General features: G+C 57.1%; 15 protein-coding genes. 5 read left to right on the top strand and 10 right to left on the bottom strand.

Annotated elements, in window-relative coordinates:
- Window positions 1–2 precede the first annotated feature (2 nt).
- The 4 genes from EU556_RS02125 to mnmD are packed head-to-tail and all read right to left on the bottom strand — an operon-like array spanning window position 3 to window position 3102.
- Entirely contained in the window at window positions 3–578 is a 576-nt protein-coding gene (locus EU556_RS02125; protein ID WP_135430556.1) for a GDYXXLXY domain-containing protein, read from the bottom strand.
- Window positions 575–1795 (bottom strand): DUF2157 domain-containing protein, encoded by a 1221-nt coding sequence (locus tag EU556_RS02130; RefSeq protein ID WP_135430559.1) that lies wholly within the window; start codon window positions 1793–1795, stop codon window positions 575–577. The genes EU556_RS02125 and EU556_RS02130 overlap by 4 nt, the downstream gene beginning before the upstream one ends.
- A 47-nt stretch (window positions 1796–1842) precedes the next feature.
- Complete coding sequence (locus tag EU556_RS02135) at window positions 1843–2391, bottom strand: hypothetical protein (RefSeq protein WP_210116202.1); 549 nt, start codon at window positions 2389–2391, stop codon at window positions 1843–1845.
- 15 nt (window positions 2392–2406) lie between these two features.
- The gene (gene mnmD / locus EU556_RS02140; protein WP_135430561.1) at window positions 2407–3102 is read right to left on the bottom strand and encodes a tRNA (5-methylaminomethyl-2-thiouridine)(34)-methyltransferase MnmD; all 696 of its coding nucleotides are present in this window, start codon (window positions 3100–3102) and stop codon (window positions 2407–2409) included.
- A gap of 139 nt (window positions 3103–3241) precedes the next feature.
- Here mnmD and EU556_RS02145 point away from each other — a divergent pair, with 139 nt between their 5' ends.
- Together EU556_RS02145 and rlmN are read left to right on the top strand one after the other, a co-directional pair.
- Entirely contained in the window at window positions 3242–3670 is a 429-nt protein-coding gene (locus EU556_RS02145) for a thioesterase family protein (protein ID WP_135430563.1), read from the top strand.
- Window positions 3671–3840: 170 nt separating this feature from the next.
- The gene (gene rlmN, locus EU556_RS02150) at window positions 3841–4908 is read left to right on the top strand and encodes a 23S rRNA (adenine(2503)-C(2))-methyltransferase RlmN (RefSeq protein WP_135430566.1); all 1068 of its coding nucleotides are present in this window, start codon (window positions 3841–3843) and stop codon (window positions 4906–4908) included.
- An 840-nt stretch (window positions 4909–5748) separates the two neighbouring features.
- Here the strand turns inward: rlmN and EU556_RS02155 are convergent.
- Window positions 5749–6969 (bottom strand): hypothetical protein, encoded by a 1221-nt coding sequence (locus tag EU556_RS02155; RefSeq protein ID WP_135430569.1) that lies wholly within the window; start codon window positions 6967–6969, stop codon window positions 5749–5751.
- A 237-nt stretch (window positions 6970–7206) separates the two neighbouring features.
- Entirely contained in the window at window positions 7207–8175 is a 969-nt protein-coding gene (locus EU556_RS02160; RefSeq protein WP_135430571.1) for a YihY/virulence factor BrkB family protein, read from the bottom strand.
- A 142-nt stretch (window positions 8176–8317) separates the two neighbouring features.
- On the opposite strand from EU556_RS02160, the gene EU556_RS02165 reads away from it, so the two are divergent.
- A complete protein-coding gene (locus EU556_RS02165) occupies window positions 8318–9163 on the top strand; it encodes a hypothetical protein (protein ID WP_135430573.1) in 846 nt (281 codons plus the stop codon).
- Window positions 9164–9447: 284 nt separating this feature from the next.
- Here EU556_RS02165 and EU556_RS02170 read toward each other — a convergent pair whose 3' ends face one another.
- The 3 genes from EU556_RS02170 to EU556_RS02180 form a co-directional block, all read right to left on the bottom strand.
- On the bottom strand, window positions 9448–10176 hold the full coding sequence (locus EU556_RS02170) for a DUF3891 family protein (RefSeq protein ID WP_135430576.1): 729 nt from the start codon (window positions 10174–10176) through the stop codon (window positions 9448–9450).
- A gap of 133 nt (window positions 10177–10309) precedes the next feature.
- A complete protein-coding gene (locus EU556_RS02175) occupies window positions 10310–10606 on the bottom strand; it encodes a hypothetical protein (RefSeq protein ID WP_135430578.1) in 297 nt (98 codons plus the stop codon).
- A gap of 217 nt (window positions 10607–10823) precedes the next feature.
- Window positions 10824–11801 (bottom strand): NAD-dependent epimerase/dehydratase family protein, encoded by a 978-nt coding sequence (locus tag EU556_RS02180; RefSeq protein ID WP_135430581.1) that lies wholly within the window; start codon window positions 11799–11801, stop codon window positions 10824–10826.
- A gap of 195 nt (window positions 11802–11996) precedes the next feature.
- Between EU556_RS02180 and EU556_RS02185 the strand changes: the two genes are divergently transcribed.
- Window positions 11997–13076, top strand: coding sequence for a patatin-like phospholipase family protein (locus EU556_RS02185; RefSeq protein WP_167855416.1), 1080 nt, complete (start codon window positions 11997–11999; stop codon window positions 13074–13076).
- A gap of 30 nt (window positions 13077–13106) precedes the next feature.
- On the opposite strand, the gene EU556_RS02190 is transcribed toward EU556_RS02185, so the two are convergent.
- Window positions 13107–13997, bottom strand: a complete 891-nt coding sequence (locus tag EU556_RS02190) for a hypothetical protein (protein WP_135430587.1) — start codon at window positions 13995–13997, stop codon at window positions 13107–13109.
- A 219-nt stretch (window positions 13998–14216) separates the two neighbouring features.
- Between EU556_RS02190 and EU556_RS02195 the strand changes: the two genes are divergently transcribed.
- The gene (locus tag EU556_RS02195) at window positions 14217–15191 is read left to right on the top strand and encodes a fasciclin domain-containing protein (protein WP_135430590.1); all 975 of its coding nucleotides are present in this window, start codon (window positions 14217–14219) and stop codon (window positions 15189–15191) included.
- The last annotated feature ends 84 nt before the right edge of the window (window positions 15192–15275 follow it).

Consider the following 15275-nt stretch of genomic DNA (forward strand, 5'->3'; position numbering starts at 1 on the left):
CTCTAGGGAGCCGTTTCTACCTTCGTGATGCGGGCCTGGCCCCAGGGCGCAATGCTCACCTGCACCCGCAACGACTGCCTTTTCTGTAGTTCGCGGCTCATGTCTTCGGGCACGTAGTAGCGCTCTAGACCGTAGCGTAGGCGCAGGCCTCGCCGCCACACATCTTGCACTGAGCCGCGGAGGATAGCTTGATTGGATTGCTCTACGGGTTTTTCAGGGTAGATGCCCACGGCTTCGTAAGAACCGTTACGCTGCTCTAGAAGCACGTAGGCGGCCTGCTGCCGGCGCGGGAGTTGGGAGCCGTGCCAGAGGTGGCCTGGTAGCTGGCTGATGGAGTAGTTCAGACGCACGTAGTCGCCGTAAAGCAGGTCGCGCGGATCGACGGGCGCGGTACGGAGCCAGATGGACTTCCCTAGTGCGCCGGTAGCGTAACCCGCCGCCGCTACTCCCAGCACAAACAGCACCTGAGCCGCCACCAGCCACTGTAGCCACCGCCGGTGTAGGGCCGGGGCTAGCTCAGGGAGTGGGGCCGGCTGCACGGGCGTAGGCGGCGCCACAGAAATAGGCTGCTCACTCATGATTTCGCGGGAGTTTTATCGGCGAAGGTGTGGTTTGCCCGGCGCCGCAGGTACCAGCTCAGCCCCAGCAGCAACACGCCGCCCAGCAAGAAAAACAACGACTTATCCATGAAGCCCCACGTGAGCTTGAAGTAGGCCACTGCCGTAGTAACAATAAACAGCACCGTGCCCAGCGTCACGCGGTCGGGGTTCTGCTCTTGGTGAGCCCGAAACAGCACTGAGCCAGAGTAGGCATACAGCACCACCAGCGTTGCTACGGCCAGGGCTAGGCCACCCGTAAAGTAAAAGCCCGGCAATAGCAGTAGCCAGTCGGTAGCGCTGGTGAGGCGGCCGCGCTGCCGCTTGCCCAGTAAGGATATGGCTAGCACCGCGCCCATGGCCCCAAGGTAGGCCAGTAGCGGCGGCCGGAGCTGACCGGTGTATAAATCTGATTCGCCGAACAACGCTAGGCCTAGTGTAAACAGGAAGGCTGCTACCAGCGGTGGCCCCTGCATGGCCCGGCCCGCGGGCCGGTCGGGCTGCCAGTCGCCGAAAGCGTAGATGAGCATAGCCGGCACGACGAACCACGTGATTTTGATGTGGAGGTGGTTGATGAGTAAAGCAGCCTGCCAGAGCAGCCCAGCCGCCAGTACGCCCCCCGCCAGAGAATCGGGGCGGCGCCACCAGTAGTAGCCGAGGCCTAGCGCCGTAAAAGCCGCCGTGAGGTAGCTGAAAGCGCCCAGTTGCCCCGTATTATAGCCTTGCACAATGCCCCCAATAACCACAGTCATGATGAACAGCAGGCGGCTGCGGTAGAGCCACGTCAGGCCCATGCCCGCTACGGCCCAGGCCAGTAGGCCAGTTAAATCGTAGCCGATGAGCTGGTAGAGCTGGCTGGTAAGCACAATGCTGGCTCCGAACAGAATCAGGCCCAGCGCCACCAGGCCCATGCCCAGGTTAGTGTTGCCGCGCCGCCGGAAGTACTCACCCGCCGCGTAAGCGCTACACAACGAGCCAAGTAGCAAGGCTAGGCGCACCAGCTCTGGCAAGCCCTGCCAGTTGGCGGCCACGAGACTCAGTGCGCTTAAGCCCACCAGGAAGCTGCCCAGGAGCGGCAATAGGCCTATAGCCGTGGCGTCGGTGGGGTAAAGGGCCAGTAGTTGCTCCCGCTGCTCTTCGGTGATGATGCCTTTCTGCACCCACTGAGGACCGTCGGTTTCCAGGAATTTTCGACTCATAACAGGCCCAACTTACGCAGGATGCAGAGAAGTTAGCAGGTACACTGCTATTCTTCTAGGTAGGTTCGCTGGTTAGCCCAAGCTTTCCGCTCCCGGCGGCGCAGGTCGGCCCGGTGGTCAACGTGCCTGTTATTAGAAATCCGCTTGTCTGAGCCAAACCCCATCACGCCTTCTGCAAGACGCGCTCCTTGCCTGACCATGAGGCCATTGAATGGACAAATGTCGTAGCCGCAATTATGCTTAGTGTATGTTCCAAAATTGCGGTGTCGGATGCGCTTCTCGGTCAGGATGCGCTGTTGTGCCCGCCTGATTTCATCCCACGCGGTTTGCTCATCAGCCACTGTCAGCTCCTGGCCCAGCGTCTGGAGGCGGAAATAAGTGTACGGGTCCTTCAGCTGCAGAAAGTCGTAGAACTTTGGAAAGACATCAATAGCTACATCCCGCAAATGTTGCCGCTGTTCCAGATTCAGTTTCTCATTTTCAAGCAGGCTCCGAAACAGGCCTAGTGAGTTGAAATCAGTGTAGCGCTGATGGTTGACCAACAGGTTTAGGTAATCGGCTTCCGTAAGTTGATTCAGGCGACGGTTGAGCTTCATTAGGTATATGAATAGTTACGCCACCTTCCGGGCCCGCGTCATTTCGCGCTTGCCGGGAGGGCCAGAAATTTTTTCTACCAGCCAGCCGGCTGCCTTCAGGCTGCGGCGGAAGCTACCCTTGGCGCAGTAGCTCACCAACACTCCACCCGGAGCTGTGGCAGCGTAAAGCTGGGCGAATATTTCGTCGGTCCACATATCGGGCTGCTTTTCGGGAGCAAAGGCATCGAAGTAGATAACCTGATAGGTGTTCTCGGCTAGCGGAGTTTCTTGGAGCTGTCCGGCCAACTTGAGCAATACAAACTGCGGAGTTAGTACTACTGGCCGGTTCCAGGCGGCGGCGTGCAGCTGCTGCTGATAATCGAGTAGCTCGTCGGAGTAGGTTTCGGTGCTGAGTTGCCCAATGACCTCGGCGGGCAAGGGAAACTTCTCAATGGTATCGTAGAAAATAACTTGGGAGCTGGGCAGGGCCAGGCTGCGCTCCAGCGTGAGTAAGGCGTTCAGGCCCGTGCCAAAGCCAATTTCCAGCACCCAAACCGGCGTTGGTGCTTCCGTAACCGGCATAAGCGCCGGCTCTAGGCCAGCGGCCAGGTATACGTGGCGGGCTTCTTGCAGCGCGCCGTGGGTTGAGTGGTAATGCTCGTCAAGCGCGGGTACGTAGAGGGTGCTGGAGCCGTCGGCGGTGGCGCGTACTTCGAGTAAAGGGGTAGACATGCAGGGGTTGTGGAGTGGAGTGAAACACGGGGTGGGGGAGGCAGACGAGAGAGCAGACCGGAAAATACGAATTGAACGGCAACTTTACGGGCTTTATGTAGTCCTACTAGTACTTCATTATGTTCCATTGCCCCACCCTATGGCCCGCATCAAAGTAAATCTGCCCGAAACCTTCCTGTTCACCACCCAGCTTCCCATCCGAATTACGGACCTCAACTATGGAGCGCACTTAGGCAATGATGCCTTGCTTAGCATGCTGCATGAAGCCCGCGTGCAGTTCCTGCAGTTCGTGGGCCGCCCCGAGGTTGACCGCGCCACTGGCCTAGGCCACATCATGGCCGACGTGGCCATTGAGTACAAGGGCGAAGGCTTTCACGGTGACGTCCTGCACATCCAAATGGCCGCCACCGACCTGCACACCTTCGGCTTCGACATTGTGTACTGGGTTAAAAACCAAGACGGCCGCGAAATTGCCCGCGCCAAAACCGGCATGCTCGGCTTCGACTACAACACCCGCAAACTGCTGCCTCTGGGTGAGGAAGCCACCCGTCGCCTACGCGGCGAGTAGTGGCCTAGGCCTCTGTAGTTAGAAGCGCCCGGCGTGTCTCAGCCAGCTCGATATGAAGCTTTGCAGTAAACACAGCCCGATGGGAAGGATGACAAACCAGATTCCTGACTATATGCGCAAAGGTAAATTTCTGGGAACCCAACTGCCTCTGGTGTTGTATCTTTGCAGCTATGATTGACCTGCCCGTACTCACCAAGCGCGACATCCGCAAACTCACTCCCGACGAGCTCAAAGCCTTTATGGTGGAGCACGGCGAAAAGCCATTCCGGGCTAAACAAGTGAGCGAGTGGCTGTGGAAGAACACCGCCTCGTCGTTTGAGGAGATGAACAATATCTCTTTGGCTACCCGGCAGTTGCTCGATCAGTATTTCACCATTAATGGGGTGAAGGTGCAGAACTCGCAGCTCTCCAACGATGGCACCATCAAGTCGGCGTTCCGACTCTACGATGGCAACATTGTGGAAGGTGTGCTCATTCCGCACGACACCCGCATGACGGCTTGTATCTCGTCGCAGGTGGGCTGCTCCCTCACGTGTAAGTTCTGCGCCACCGGCTACATGGACCGCAAGCGCAACCTCGATGCTGCCGAGATTTACGACCAGGTGGTACGCATTCGGGAGCAGTGCGAGGCTCAGTATGGCACGCCGCTCACCAACATCGTGTACATGGGTATGGGCGAGCCGCTGCTGAACTACGCCAACGTAGTGGAAAGCGTGCGCCGCATCACCGCCCCCGATGGCCTGAACATGGCCCCGCGCCGCATCACCATCAGCACCGCCGGCATTGCCAAGATGATCAAGAAGCTGGCCGACGACGACGTGAAGGCCAACCTAGCCCTCTCGCTGCACGCCCCTAACGACGCTAAGCGCAACGAAATTATGCCTATCAACGAAGCCAACTCCCTGGCCTCGCTGAAGGAAGCGCTTAAGTATTACCACCAGAAAACCGGCCGTAAGGTTACCTACGAATACATCGTGTTCGAGAGCTTCAACGACACTCTGCAGGACGCCGAAGAGTTGTTCCAGATTTCGAAGTGGATTCCCTGCAAGGTGAACCTCATCGAGTACAACCCTATCGAAAACGCTTCCTACGTAAACACCGCCGACGACAAGCTGACGGCCTTCCACAAGTACCTCGCCGACCGCGGCGTGCAGACCAACATCCGCCGCTCACGGGGCAAAGACATCGACGCTGCCTGCGGTCAGTTGGCCGTGAAGGAGAAGACCGAGGTGGCCTAGGCCAGTAATAAGAGCAAAGAACAGCCCCGTCATTAACGTATAACGACGGGGCTGTTGTCGTTTGTAGGGTTAAAAAATGCGTTAATCAGCCTGATACAAGAGCTGCAGGAGCGGAGTGCATTGCTCCTGCATGTGCTGCGATACCAGCTGACTTAACCGGCCTACAACTTGTGGGCTGTTGCCTGCAGGGCCATATAGCCTCATAATCTGCGGGCCGCGTGTGTTCAAAGAGGCGAGAAACTCCTTGTGGAAAAGCTCTATTCGTTCAGCAGAAGTCTTGCCCCGGAAGCTCCCGGTATCTTTTAACGCCTTGAGTCGGCTGCAAAGCTCGTTCGCCCAGGGTTCAAGTAACGCCCGCTCCGCAGAGGAAGGCATGGTACTTTGAAACCGGCCGTATAAAGCAGCAGCAGGCTGACAGGTTTTCACGAGCTGAATGGCTATTGCAGTAGGCAGAAGAGCCCGAAGCTTCTCGTAAGCGCCGGCTGCCTCCGAGCGTGCCGCTAGCTGCCGAATGTTGCTCACGCGCTTTTCAATAACCGCGGATAACTCCTCCTCAAAGATCTTTTGGGCATCAGCAGCGCTTAGGGTAGAAAAAGCAGAGCTTTTCTGCTTAAGGAGAAGTTGCTCGCAGGCCTCTGTGCTAAGCTGCCTTATCAAGTGGCTTTGGCCAGCAAGTGTATCAGGAAGGGATGGGAGCGTACGGGCGTAGCTTGCAGAGTGACAAAGACAGGCTAGTAGGATAAGTACTGAGCTAATGAATTTCATAGAGTAAGTAACGTGACAGGCTTATAACGACCGTCAAGTATAATAGTCCTGTCTCACAACGAGGGGCACTAGTCACTACTGCTGCGCTGTTTTGCCAAACCGGAAGGAGAGGTCGAGATACACGGGGTAGATGTAGCCGAAAGCGCCTTCGCCCTCAAAGGGTGCCACATAGAAGGAGCCGATACCTAACGTAGTGCGGGGCCAGTTCAGGCGAATGCCATAAAGGCCGGCTAGGCCACCAGTGCCCGAGGTAATCAGGTAGTTTTCCGACATGAGCGAAATGCGCCTGCTCACGCGGGTGGCACCGCTAACAACCGCCACCGGCGACTTGCCGAAGCCCTGGTCGCCGCGGCCTCCGGAGAATCCATAGCCCAAGCCAACGGTAAAGTTATTGTCGGCGCTGCCCGTAGTGAGCAAGCCGTAGGCCACTCCGGCCCCGTAGCCGGTGCTATAGTTATACGAATCGAAGGTGGGAATGCGGGCGTACAAGAGCCCACCCCCCACGCTTAGCTTGTTGCTTACGGGGTAGCTGAATTTAGGGGTAATGGCCACCACTTGGTTGCCGATGCCAATGCCCGGAACAGCCGACGCCAACATACCGATAGAGACATTGTCGGTGATGCCGTAGTTGACGCCTAGCAAAAACAGATCAATTGTCTGGAAATAGCCCTCCCCAGCCCGCAGGTTGCGGGCAGTGGGGGCAAAAAATACGCGCGTACCATTGCCCACGTAGCCCCAGCCAGGGTGGCGCATGGCATCGGCCAGCTCTACTCGGGGCACCAGCTCCAGGCGGCTGATCTGGCTGCGCGGGATAATAACGGCCCCCGGCTCATTGGTGCTAAACTCCAGCTCTTGGGGGCGGGTGGCGCGCAAGATGCCCGCAAACGTGGAGCCTGAAAGCAACGTTACGCGGTAAGAACCACCAATGGAATCGGGGGAGGTAGCGCCGGCCGCCGCCCGCAATACTTGCTCCTTCTCTTCAATTTGCCGCCGGGTATTCAGGTATTCATACTGCGGCATAGGGCGTAGCACAATTCGGCCATCCGTGAAGGCAGTACGCAGCGTAATCATGCTGTCGGGAGTAATGTTCTGCTCGAAGCTGGCCTCCTTAAACTCCTTGTTTGAATAGAAAGGAAACAGCTGGTAGCGAGTGCGTTCTTGCGCATCAATGACCGGCCCAACGATGGGGCTGATAACCAGCTGACGCGTAGTGGGTTGCTGCGCATACAAGGTGTGGCTACCCAACAGCAGCAGTAACGCGGGCAGCAACCGGGGTAAGCGTAATAAGGAGCACATATAGCCGAGGAATAGGAGTACAATCCAAACGTATCACTTCGGCACTTCACTCCAATATATTGCTTTAGCTATAATGTTGGGTAATCAGACTTTGTGTGTACTCTGAGAGTAAGTTAAAAAAGCGCCACTCCTGGCCTAGAACATTATTCTAGGCCAGGAGTGGCGCTTTGCTAAAAGAAAAATCTGACTTTCTACTTGTGCAAAACAAGGGCAGAATAGAGCCAAGTAGCACGCAGCCTAGCCGCGCCAGCGTCCTTCGGAGCGCGGGCGGCCTGTACTGATTTCTTCCTTGGTTTCGCCTTCGGGCACCTCACGTGTTTCAATGCGTACGGCATGCGCTTTGGGCTGCACCTTCTGCCCAAAGGCATCAGCAAACTCTTGGGTAAACTCGGCCCCGAAAAAGATGATCAGCGACGAGTAGTTCACCCACAGCAACAGCACAATAGCCGAGCCCGCAGCGCCGAAGGCCGAGCCAGGGTCCGATTTGGCAATGTAAAAGGCAATTAGGTATTTGCCCACTAAGAAGAGCAGGGCAGTAATCACGGCTCCAATGCCCACATCGCGCCACCGAATAATGGCATCGGGCAGGAACCGATAAATCAACCCAAAGAGCAAAGACGTGATGAACAGCGAGAGAGTAAAATCAACGATGTGAATGAATATCACGGCAACTTCCGGAAACCACTTCTGAAGTTGATCCGTGAATACGCTCAACAAGGCGCTGATTACGAAAGAAATAAGCAGCAGCAGCGCTACGCTTAGAATCAAGCCGAAGGATAAAAAACGGTCGCGCACAAACTGCAGCAGACCATTACGGGGCTTCACTTTCAGGTTCCAGATATCATTGATGCTTTCCTGCAGGGTTACAAAGAAGGTAGTGGCCGCGAATATGAGCGTGCCCACCCCAATAATGGACGCCACACCGGATTTCTGCTGCTTGGTAAACTCGGCAATGGAGTCTTGCAGAAACTTGGCAGAGTCGGGCCCCAGGAAGCCTCGCATCTGCCCATAAATCTGACCCGTTACGGCCTCGGTACCATAAATGGCACTAGCCGTGGTGATGACGATGATAAGTAGGGGCGGCAGCGAAAAAATGGTGTAGTACGACAAGGCCGCCGCATGGCGAAAGGAGTTATTCACCATAAACTCACTGGCCGTCGTTTTCAGAATACCAAGAACATCGGAAAGGCGATAGTGCGTGGGCATAGGGCAGCTAAAACAGAAAGGTGATTGGAGGTAGTACGGCGGCTATCAGCACTACGTTGGCTAAAGATGGCCGCCGTTCGTAGCTTTAGCGTACAAGCTGAACCGGAGCCGCGTGGCTTTCGGGTGCAGTTTTTCCCTCATCATGCGAGTACGTAGCCTCTCCAAAGTAGCCCTGGCCCTGTGCATCACGGGGCTGTCCATCAGTGTTGGCGCCTGCCAGCAAAAGTCGCCCTCGGGCAAAAAACAGCGGGCGAGTAAGTCGGCCACGGTAGCGACCGATACGGCCTCCTTCCCCGCCGCCCCAGATTTTGACCGCACTGGCTCCGATGCCAAGGCCTTGGCCCTGGCCGACAAAGTGATGCGCCAGATGGGCGGTTACCCCGCCTGGCAACAGACGCGCCTCATTGGCTGGGACTTCCTAGACGGCTCGTACCAGCTTTGGGACAAGCATACCGGCGACTTCCGCTGGCAAAAGGATAGCACCGTGGCCGTGTACAACATAAACACTAAGCAAGGACAGGCCTACCGCAGCGGCAAAGACATTTCGGCTACTCCCGACGGCCAAAAGCTGCTGAGCCGGATGTACCCCATCTGGGTGAACAACTCCTGGTGGCTGGTGATGCCCTTCAAGCTCAAAGACTCAGGTGTGACGCTGACCTACAAGGGCGCCGGCACCCTGATGGACGGCAAGCCCGCCGAAGTGCTTAACATGACGTTTAAAAACGTGGGCGTCACGCCCGACAATAAGTACGAAGTGCTCATCAATCCCGCTACCAACCTGGTAGAGGAGTGGGCCTACTTCCCGAAAGCCACCGACGCACAGCCCGCCTTCCGCCGCCGCTGGGCCGACTACCGCCGCTACGGCCGCATCATGCTGGCCACCGACCGCACCGACGGAAAGGACGGCCGCAAGCTCGACCACGTCTATGCTTCGGACACGGTGCCCGCGGGCGTAATGACCAGCAAAACTCCCATCACCAAGCTCTAGGCCAGTAGTTACGCAACGTCACGGTAAGAATGTCGAACAGTCTCATTGGCTGACGTTGTAATACCGACGACCAACTACAACAGCACGTCATCCTGAGCTTGCGAAGGATCTTCTCACGTCAGCACGAGGCACGAGGCCAGTCGTTCTATCCTAAGAAGATCCTTCGCAAGCTCAGGATGACGTGCTGTTGGTGTTTTAGGCCAGTTTGATTACCGCTACAACGTCAGCACGCGAGATGTCTCGGCAAGCTCGACATGACGGACTTGCTTACTCATTCTAGGCCACTATTTTTTGAACTCCCAAGTCAGTAGCTCAATAGGGGCCGCGCGCAGGGCAGCCGCTAGTTCCTCGTCGTCTTTAAATTGAAGCTGGCTCAGGGTGGAAGCTTCTACGCTTACCGTGAAGCTCTTTTCCCGGAAGGGCCAGGGCTGCACGGTGGCGGGGCCGCCGGCTTCGGGTACTACCACGTCGTAACGCTGCCCATCGGGGCCGGTGTAGATTTCCAGGCTGCGACCCATCTCGGGGAGCTCCTGCCGGCACAGAATTAGACTTAGCCGGTCGCACCAGTGCAGCAGGTCGTAGTAGCGCTGGGCTTCCTTGTGGGTGATTTTCAGCTCCTTCAGCCACTGCTTTTGCTTGGCCTGCTGCTCGTCCAGGAAGGCATCGGTCTGCTGGTTCTGGCCGCGCAGGCTTTCGTACAGCGTGCTCAGGTGCAGGCTGGTGAGCAGACTGCGCCACCGCCCCTGAAAACGAGCAGCCTTGATTACGCCTGTAGCCTGCTCCAGGGAAAACTCCTTCATGGTGAAATTAGCCGGTGCCCCCGCGGGGGTGAGGCCGTAGTGCCCCGTCCATTCTGCCTGTTCGTCGTCGTGCTGGGCAATAGCGGCCAGCAGGCCCACCCACTTTTCAGAATCACCGAAGGGCTGCCAGTGCCAGGCTAGTTGCGTGGCCAGCAGGCCGTGGGCTTGCTGATAGATAATCTGCCAGCCGGCGGGGGTGTGGTTGACAATCATGGGAATATGCGGTACCAGTTTCCCGCAGAGGAACGCAAAGCAGACGCAGAGGTTCGCAGATTTGGGTGGCCTACAGCAGCAGAAAGCCCCGCCGTATGGGGCGGGGCTGGGTCTTTACGCAAAAAGGATTTGCCTAGGCCACGGGCGCGGCGGCCATGTGCTTCAGTAGTTGGTCGGCCCAATACGCCTGTAGTTCAATCTCAACACCGCCTGCCATAAACAAACCGGGGCTAAATTCTGGCTCGCTGAAGCGCGTGACCTGAAACCGTTCCGGTGCCCGTAGCAACTGCAAGTCTTCATAAGGGATGCGTACCATGCCAGTGGAAAACCCAAACCGATTACGGAGAAGTACGGCGTTTACTTCGAACCCAATGTCTAGTAATTCCCCGAGTCGGAAATTACCAATCCGGGCTAGAGGCAGCGTTTCCATACCAGGCATGGTTTGCTTGCTCTCGTACCGTTGTCGCAGCTGCCGCCAGCCTGGCTGAGGCGGTAAAATGGCATCACCAGTTAATCCCCCATCGCGCTGCCACGAAAGTAGCTTGAGCCATAATCCTAGCCACGCTAGTGCGCCGTTTAGTACAAAGCGGCCTAGATCATATAGCATTTCCAGCATGAAGAGTAGCGCGGAAAAACGAGAGTTGTTACTAAACCGCCAGAGTTTCCATCTGCTTTAAGTGCAGCAGCATGTCGTCGGTCATTTTATCCAGGGTAAACTGCGGCTGCCAGCCCCAGTCTTGGCGGGCCTTGGAGTCGTCGATGCTGGCGGGCCAAGAGTTGGCAATCTGCTGACGCGAGTCGGGGCGGTAGGTTACCTGAAAATCGGGGTAGTGGCGCTGAATGCTACGCGTAATCTCCTCGGGCGAGAAGCTCATGGCGCCCAGGTTGTAGCTGCTCCGCACCTTAATGTTATCGGCGGGGGCGTGCATCAGGTCCAGGGTAGCTTTGAGGGCATCGGGCATGTACATCATGGGCAGGTAGGTGTCCTGCTCCAGGAAACACTCGTAGGCCTGTCCGGCCACGGCTTTGTGGTAGATGTCCACGGCGTAGTCGGTGGTGCCGCCGCCGGGCAGGCTCTTGTAGCCGATGAGGCCAGGGTAGCGCAGGCTGCGCACATCCAGGCCGTGCTTGCGGAAGTACCACTCGCACCACTGCTCACCAGCCAACTTGCTGATGCCATACACCGTGTTGGGGTTCATGACGGTGAGTTGGGGTGTATTCTCGCGGGGCGTATCAGGGCCGAACACGGCAATGCTGCTAGGCCAGTATACCTGCTGTACGCCCAGGTCCACGGCCGCATCCAGCACATGAAACAGGCCATCCATGTTCAGCTGCCACCCAAACTTGGGATTCTTCTCGGCCGTGGCCGAAAGCAAAGCGGCCAGGTGGTACACCTGCTTGGGCTTATACTGGCGCATCACTTCCTCCAGCCGGGCTTTATCCAGCACATCCAGCAATTCAAAGGGGCCAGCCTCCTGCGCCTCGGGGTGTTGGGGCGCCCGCACGTCGGCGGCCACCACGTTAGAGGCACCGTACATCTGGCGCAGCTCGTGGGTAAGTTCTAAACCAAGCTGGCCGCCGGCTCCGATAACCAGTATTGTATCGCTGGGGGTGGTAGACTGCATAAGGCTGAAAAAGGAGGGTGTGGGTGGATGGGGGCTACAAAGATAACGGGGCAAAATGGTTCTGCCGAGGTAGAGTCCGGCACTGCTAGCGCGGAAAGGTGCTATTGCCCATACAACCTTCCGGCGGAGCTAGGTATCCCTTTCTTAGAACGCCCAATTCAGGCTCTTGTGCCCATCTACTTATCCAGCTCAATTATGCCTTCCTCTACGTTAGTATCCTTGCTGCTAGGCCTGTGCTTCTGGGTAAGTAGTACCTCGCCGCTGTTAGCCCAGCCCACCCCGCCCGTGTACCGAAACCTAGTGATGGAAGGGGGCGGCATTCGGGGGATTGCCTACGGCGGGGCCCTGGCCGAGCTGGAAAAGCAGGGTGTGTTGAGTGGCCTACGCCGAGTAGGCGGTACCTCGGCTGGCGCCATTCAGGCGGCACTACTGGCCGTGAGCTACTCACCCCAGGAGATAATAGCCGTGGTTGACCACACCCCCATTCAGCGACTAAACGACGGGCGGCTGATGTTTCTGGGAGGTGGCACCCGCCTCGTGAAGCAGTATGGGTGGTACCGCGGCGACGAACTTTCCCGTTACCTCAACCACCTGGTGGCCCGCAAAACCCAGCGCCCCAACCTGACGCTAGGCCAGTTGCACGCTCTGGCTCAGCAAGAGCCCACCCGCTACCGCGACCTGTACACCACCGGCACTAACCTAACCACCCAACGTACCCAGGTGTTCAGCTACGAAACCCACCCCGACCTGCGGGTGGCCGATGCTGTGCGCATCAGCATGAGCATTCCGCTTTACTTCCGAGCGGTGTTGCTCGATGCGCAGGGCCACATAGTGCGCCACCCAGCCAAAGGGCAAGCAGTAGATGTACTGGTAGATGGTGGCCTACTGGCTAACTACCCCATCTGGCTGTTTGACGACGAGCGTTACCTATCGGCGAGAACCAACCCGGAAGCTCCAACCACGGACTCTATCTTCAACCCCGAAACGCTAGGCCTCCGCCTCGACCGGCCCGCGCAGCTGGCGCTGGATACCCTGCCCAACGGCCGGCAGCAGTTGGCTCCTTACCCCGTCGGCGACTTGAAGTCGTATGTGGGTGCACTGTACACCGTGGCCATTGAGAACCTAAACCCGGCCCAGCCCCGCGACTGGGAGCGGACCATCAGCATCAGCACCCGTGGCTACAACCCCAAGATCAGGCGCCTCTCAGAAACCCAGAAGCACGATCTCCTGAGCAGTGGCCATGATGGAGTGCAGGCGTTTTTCAGGCGAGAATAAGCAGCACCCTCTCGTATCTCGTGCCGGCGCTTAGAAGTTGTAGGACAACCCACCCGAGATGCCCGTGGACTGGCCTACGTTGCGGCCAGCTACATAAGAGCTTACGCCTACCGAGGCGCCTAATCCCTTGGTCAGAGGGCGGAACAGATTCACGCCTACTCGCACAAAGTCAACCCGGGTGGCGGTGAAGTTACCGTTGAAGCCTGGCTGCAAAATATCGGTGCCGCTTTCATCTGATTTCTGGAAGGAGGCCAGCGCTTCGGCGTAAATTTTAGTACCGGCAAAGCCAACTTTGGTTTCGGCCAGAAAAGCGTTGGGCACTAGGCCACTGCGAAGACTGTAGCCAGCCTGCCCGGTGGCAAACACTCCTGAGGCGGTTTTTACGTGCATCACACCCAGCGTAGTAACCTTGGTGGCGCGGTTGCCGATGGCAATAATGTAGTCTAGGCCAGTATTCGACTGGTAATTGCTAATAGGAGTACTCACGGCTACCACTCCCAGCAGGTCGACGATATAGTTACCCACCGTGCCGGAATACGACTTGAACTTCAGCACCCCGGTGAGGTCCTGGAAATCTTGGCGCGAGTTCTGGAAACCTAGGTCCTGTACCACTTGTGCATCGGCGCGCCCCTCCGATTTGATGTAGGGCAGGCTCACAACGGCGTCGATCTTATCGGTGAGGCCGTAGCTAGCATACAGGTTTACCGACGTTACGAATATCTGCCGGTAAAGCGGTACCATATTTACTTTTTCCGGGACGAGGTACACCTGCTTGTAGTTCTCGGCGGTAGTGGAAACGGCAACGGAGCCGTGGTGCTTTCCCGACATGAAACCGCTCACTAAACTTTGGGCGGAAACGGTGGTGCCTGAAGCAAGAAGCAAACCCGCCGTCAGACCAAAAAAAGAGGAAATGTGTTTCATGAGAAAATGGGCGCAAATGGTGTGTTAGTGAGGTAAATGTTGCCGGAGAACGGAGGGTTTTCAGAAGCGTTTCTGTGAATCGTCGCATTTACGCGGCCAACACTTCATTCGGATTGGTAGAGGGTAAATCCATTTTGGGAAGAGGGTCGTTAATTGCGCATCAGTTTAATACAACTGAGTACTGCTCTTTTAACCACACCTGTTGCTTTGACTTTTTTCATGAAACACTTCTTCCCCATCTTGCTCACTGGCCTAGTCCTGAGCGCCTCTTCTCTTACCAGCTGCCAGCGCGAAGACGTGGCACCATCCATTGCCAACATTGCCGTGGCGGGCCACGATTTCAGCGTGCTGGAAGATGCCGCCATCCGGGGTGGGGTAGCCATTACGCTTACCAATAAGGCCACCAGCGGCGCCGAGTACACGGTATTTGCCCCCACCAATGCCGCCTTTGCTCGCCTGGGCCTCACGAGTGCCCCCGATCTGCTCGCCCTGCAGAAACCCTTTCTCACGAACACCTTGCTGTACCACACGGCTGCTGGGCGCTTAGAAAGCAGCACCTTTAAAGTGGGAAGTACCTCGGCTTCGTTGGCTGGCCCCACGCGCCGCATCATCAGCCGCGACGGCAACCTCTACGTGAATGGTTCTCGTCTGCTGGCTCTAGATGTGAAAGCGGCTAACGGCATAGTGCACCCCGTTGATAAAGTGCTGCTAGCCACCGGCGCCGACATTGTGCAATCGGCGCTAGCACTAAAAAACGGGCAGGTGTTTGTGAAGCCTGAGCTTACGTTCTTAGTAGAAGCCCTGCTCTATTGCAACCTCACTGATGCCCTAACGGCTAAGCCCGGCAGCCCGTCGTTCACGGTATTTGCTCCCACCGATGCTGCTTTTCAAGAGTTGGGCCGTAGGCTGGGAGTAGCCCTCAATCAGCCCGCCGACATCCGAAAACTGCCCCAGGCTACTGTAACGGCTGTATTGCTGAACCACGTAGCCAACAACGGCGGCACCTTCACGCCCGAGCTGCAGGACAATAGCCGCCTGCCCACACTAGGTGGCGAACTGAAACTGGGAGCGTTTGCTGAAGGAGTAATACCCGTGCAAGGCAAGGGCAATACTACCCCCGCGGCTATGGTGATACCAGATGTACAGTGCACAAACGGCGTAGTGCACGTCATCGATCAGGTGCTGCTGCCCTAGGCTAATTAGCAGAGGCTGAACAGACTTCAGGCACGAAAGCGTAAGTTCTTCCTGTAAGGGCCGGAATTATACTTTACCTTTGTT

It is taken from the genome of Hymenobacter fodinae (assembly GCF_004745825.1).
Classification (GTDB): Bacteria; Bacteroidota; Bacteroidia; order Cytophagales; family Hymenobacteraceae; genus Hymenobacter; species Hymenobacter fodinae.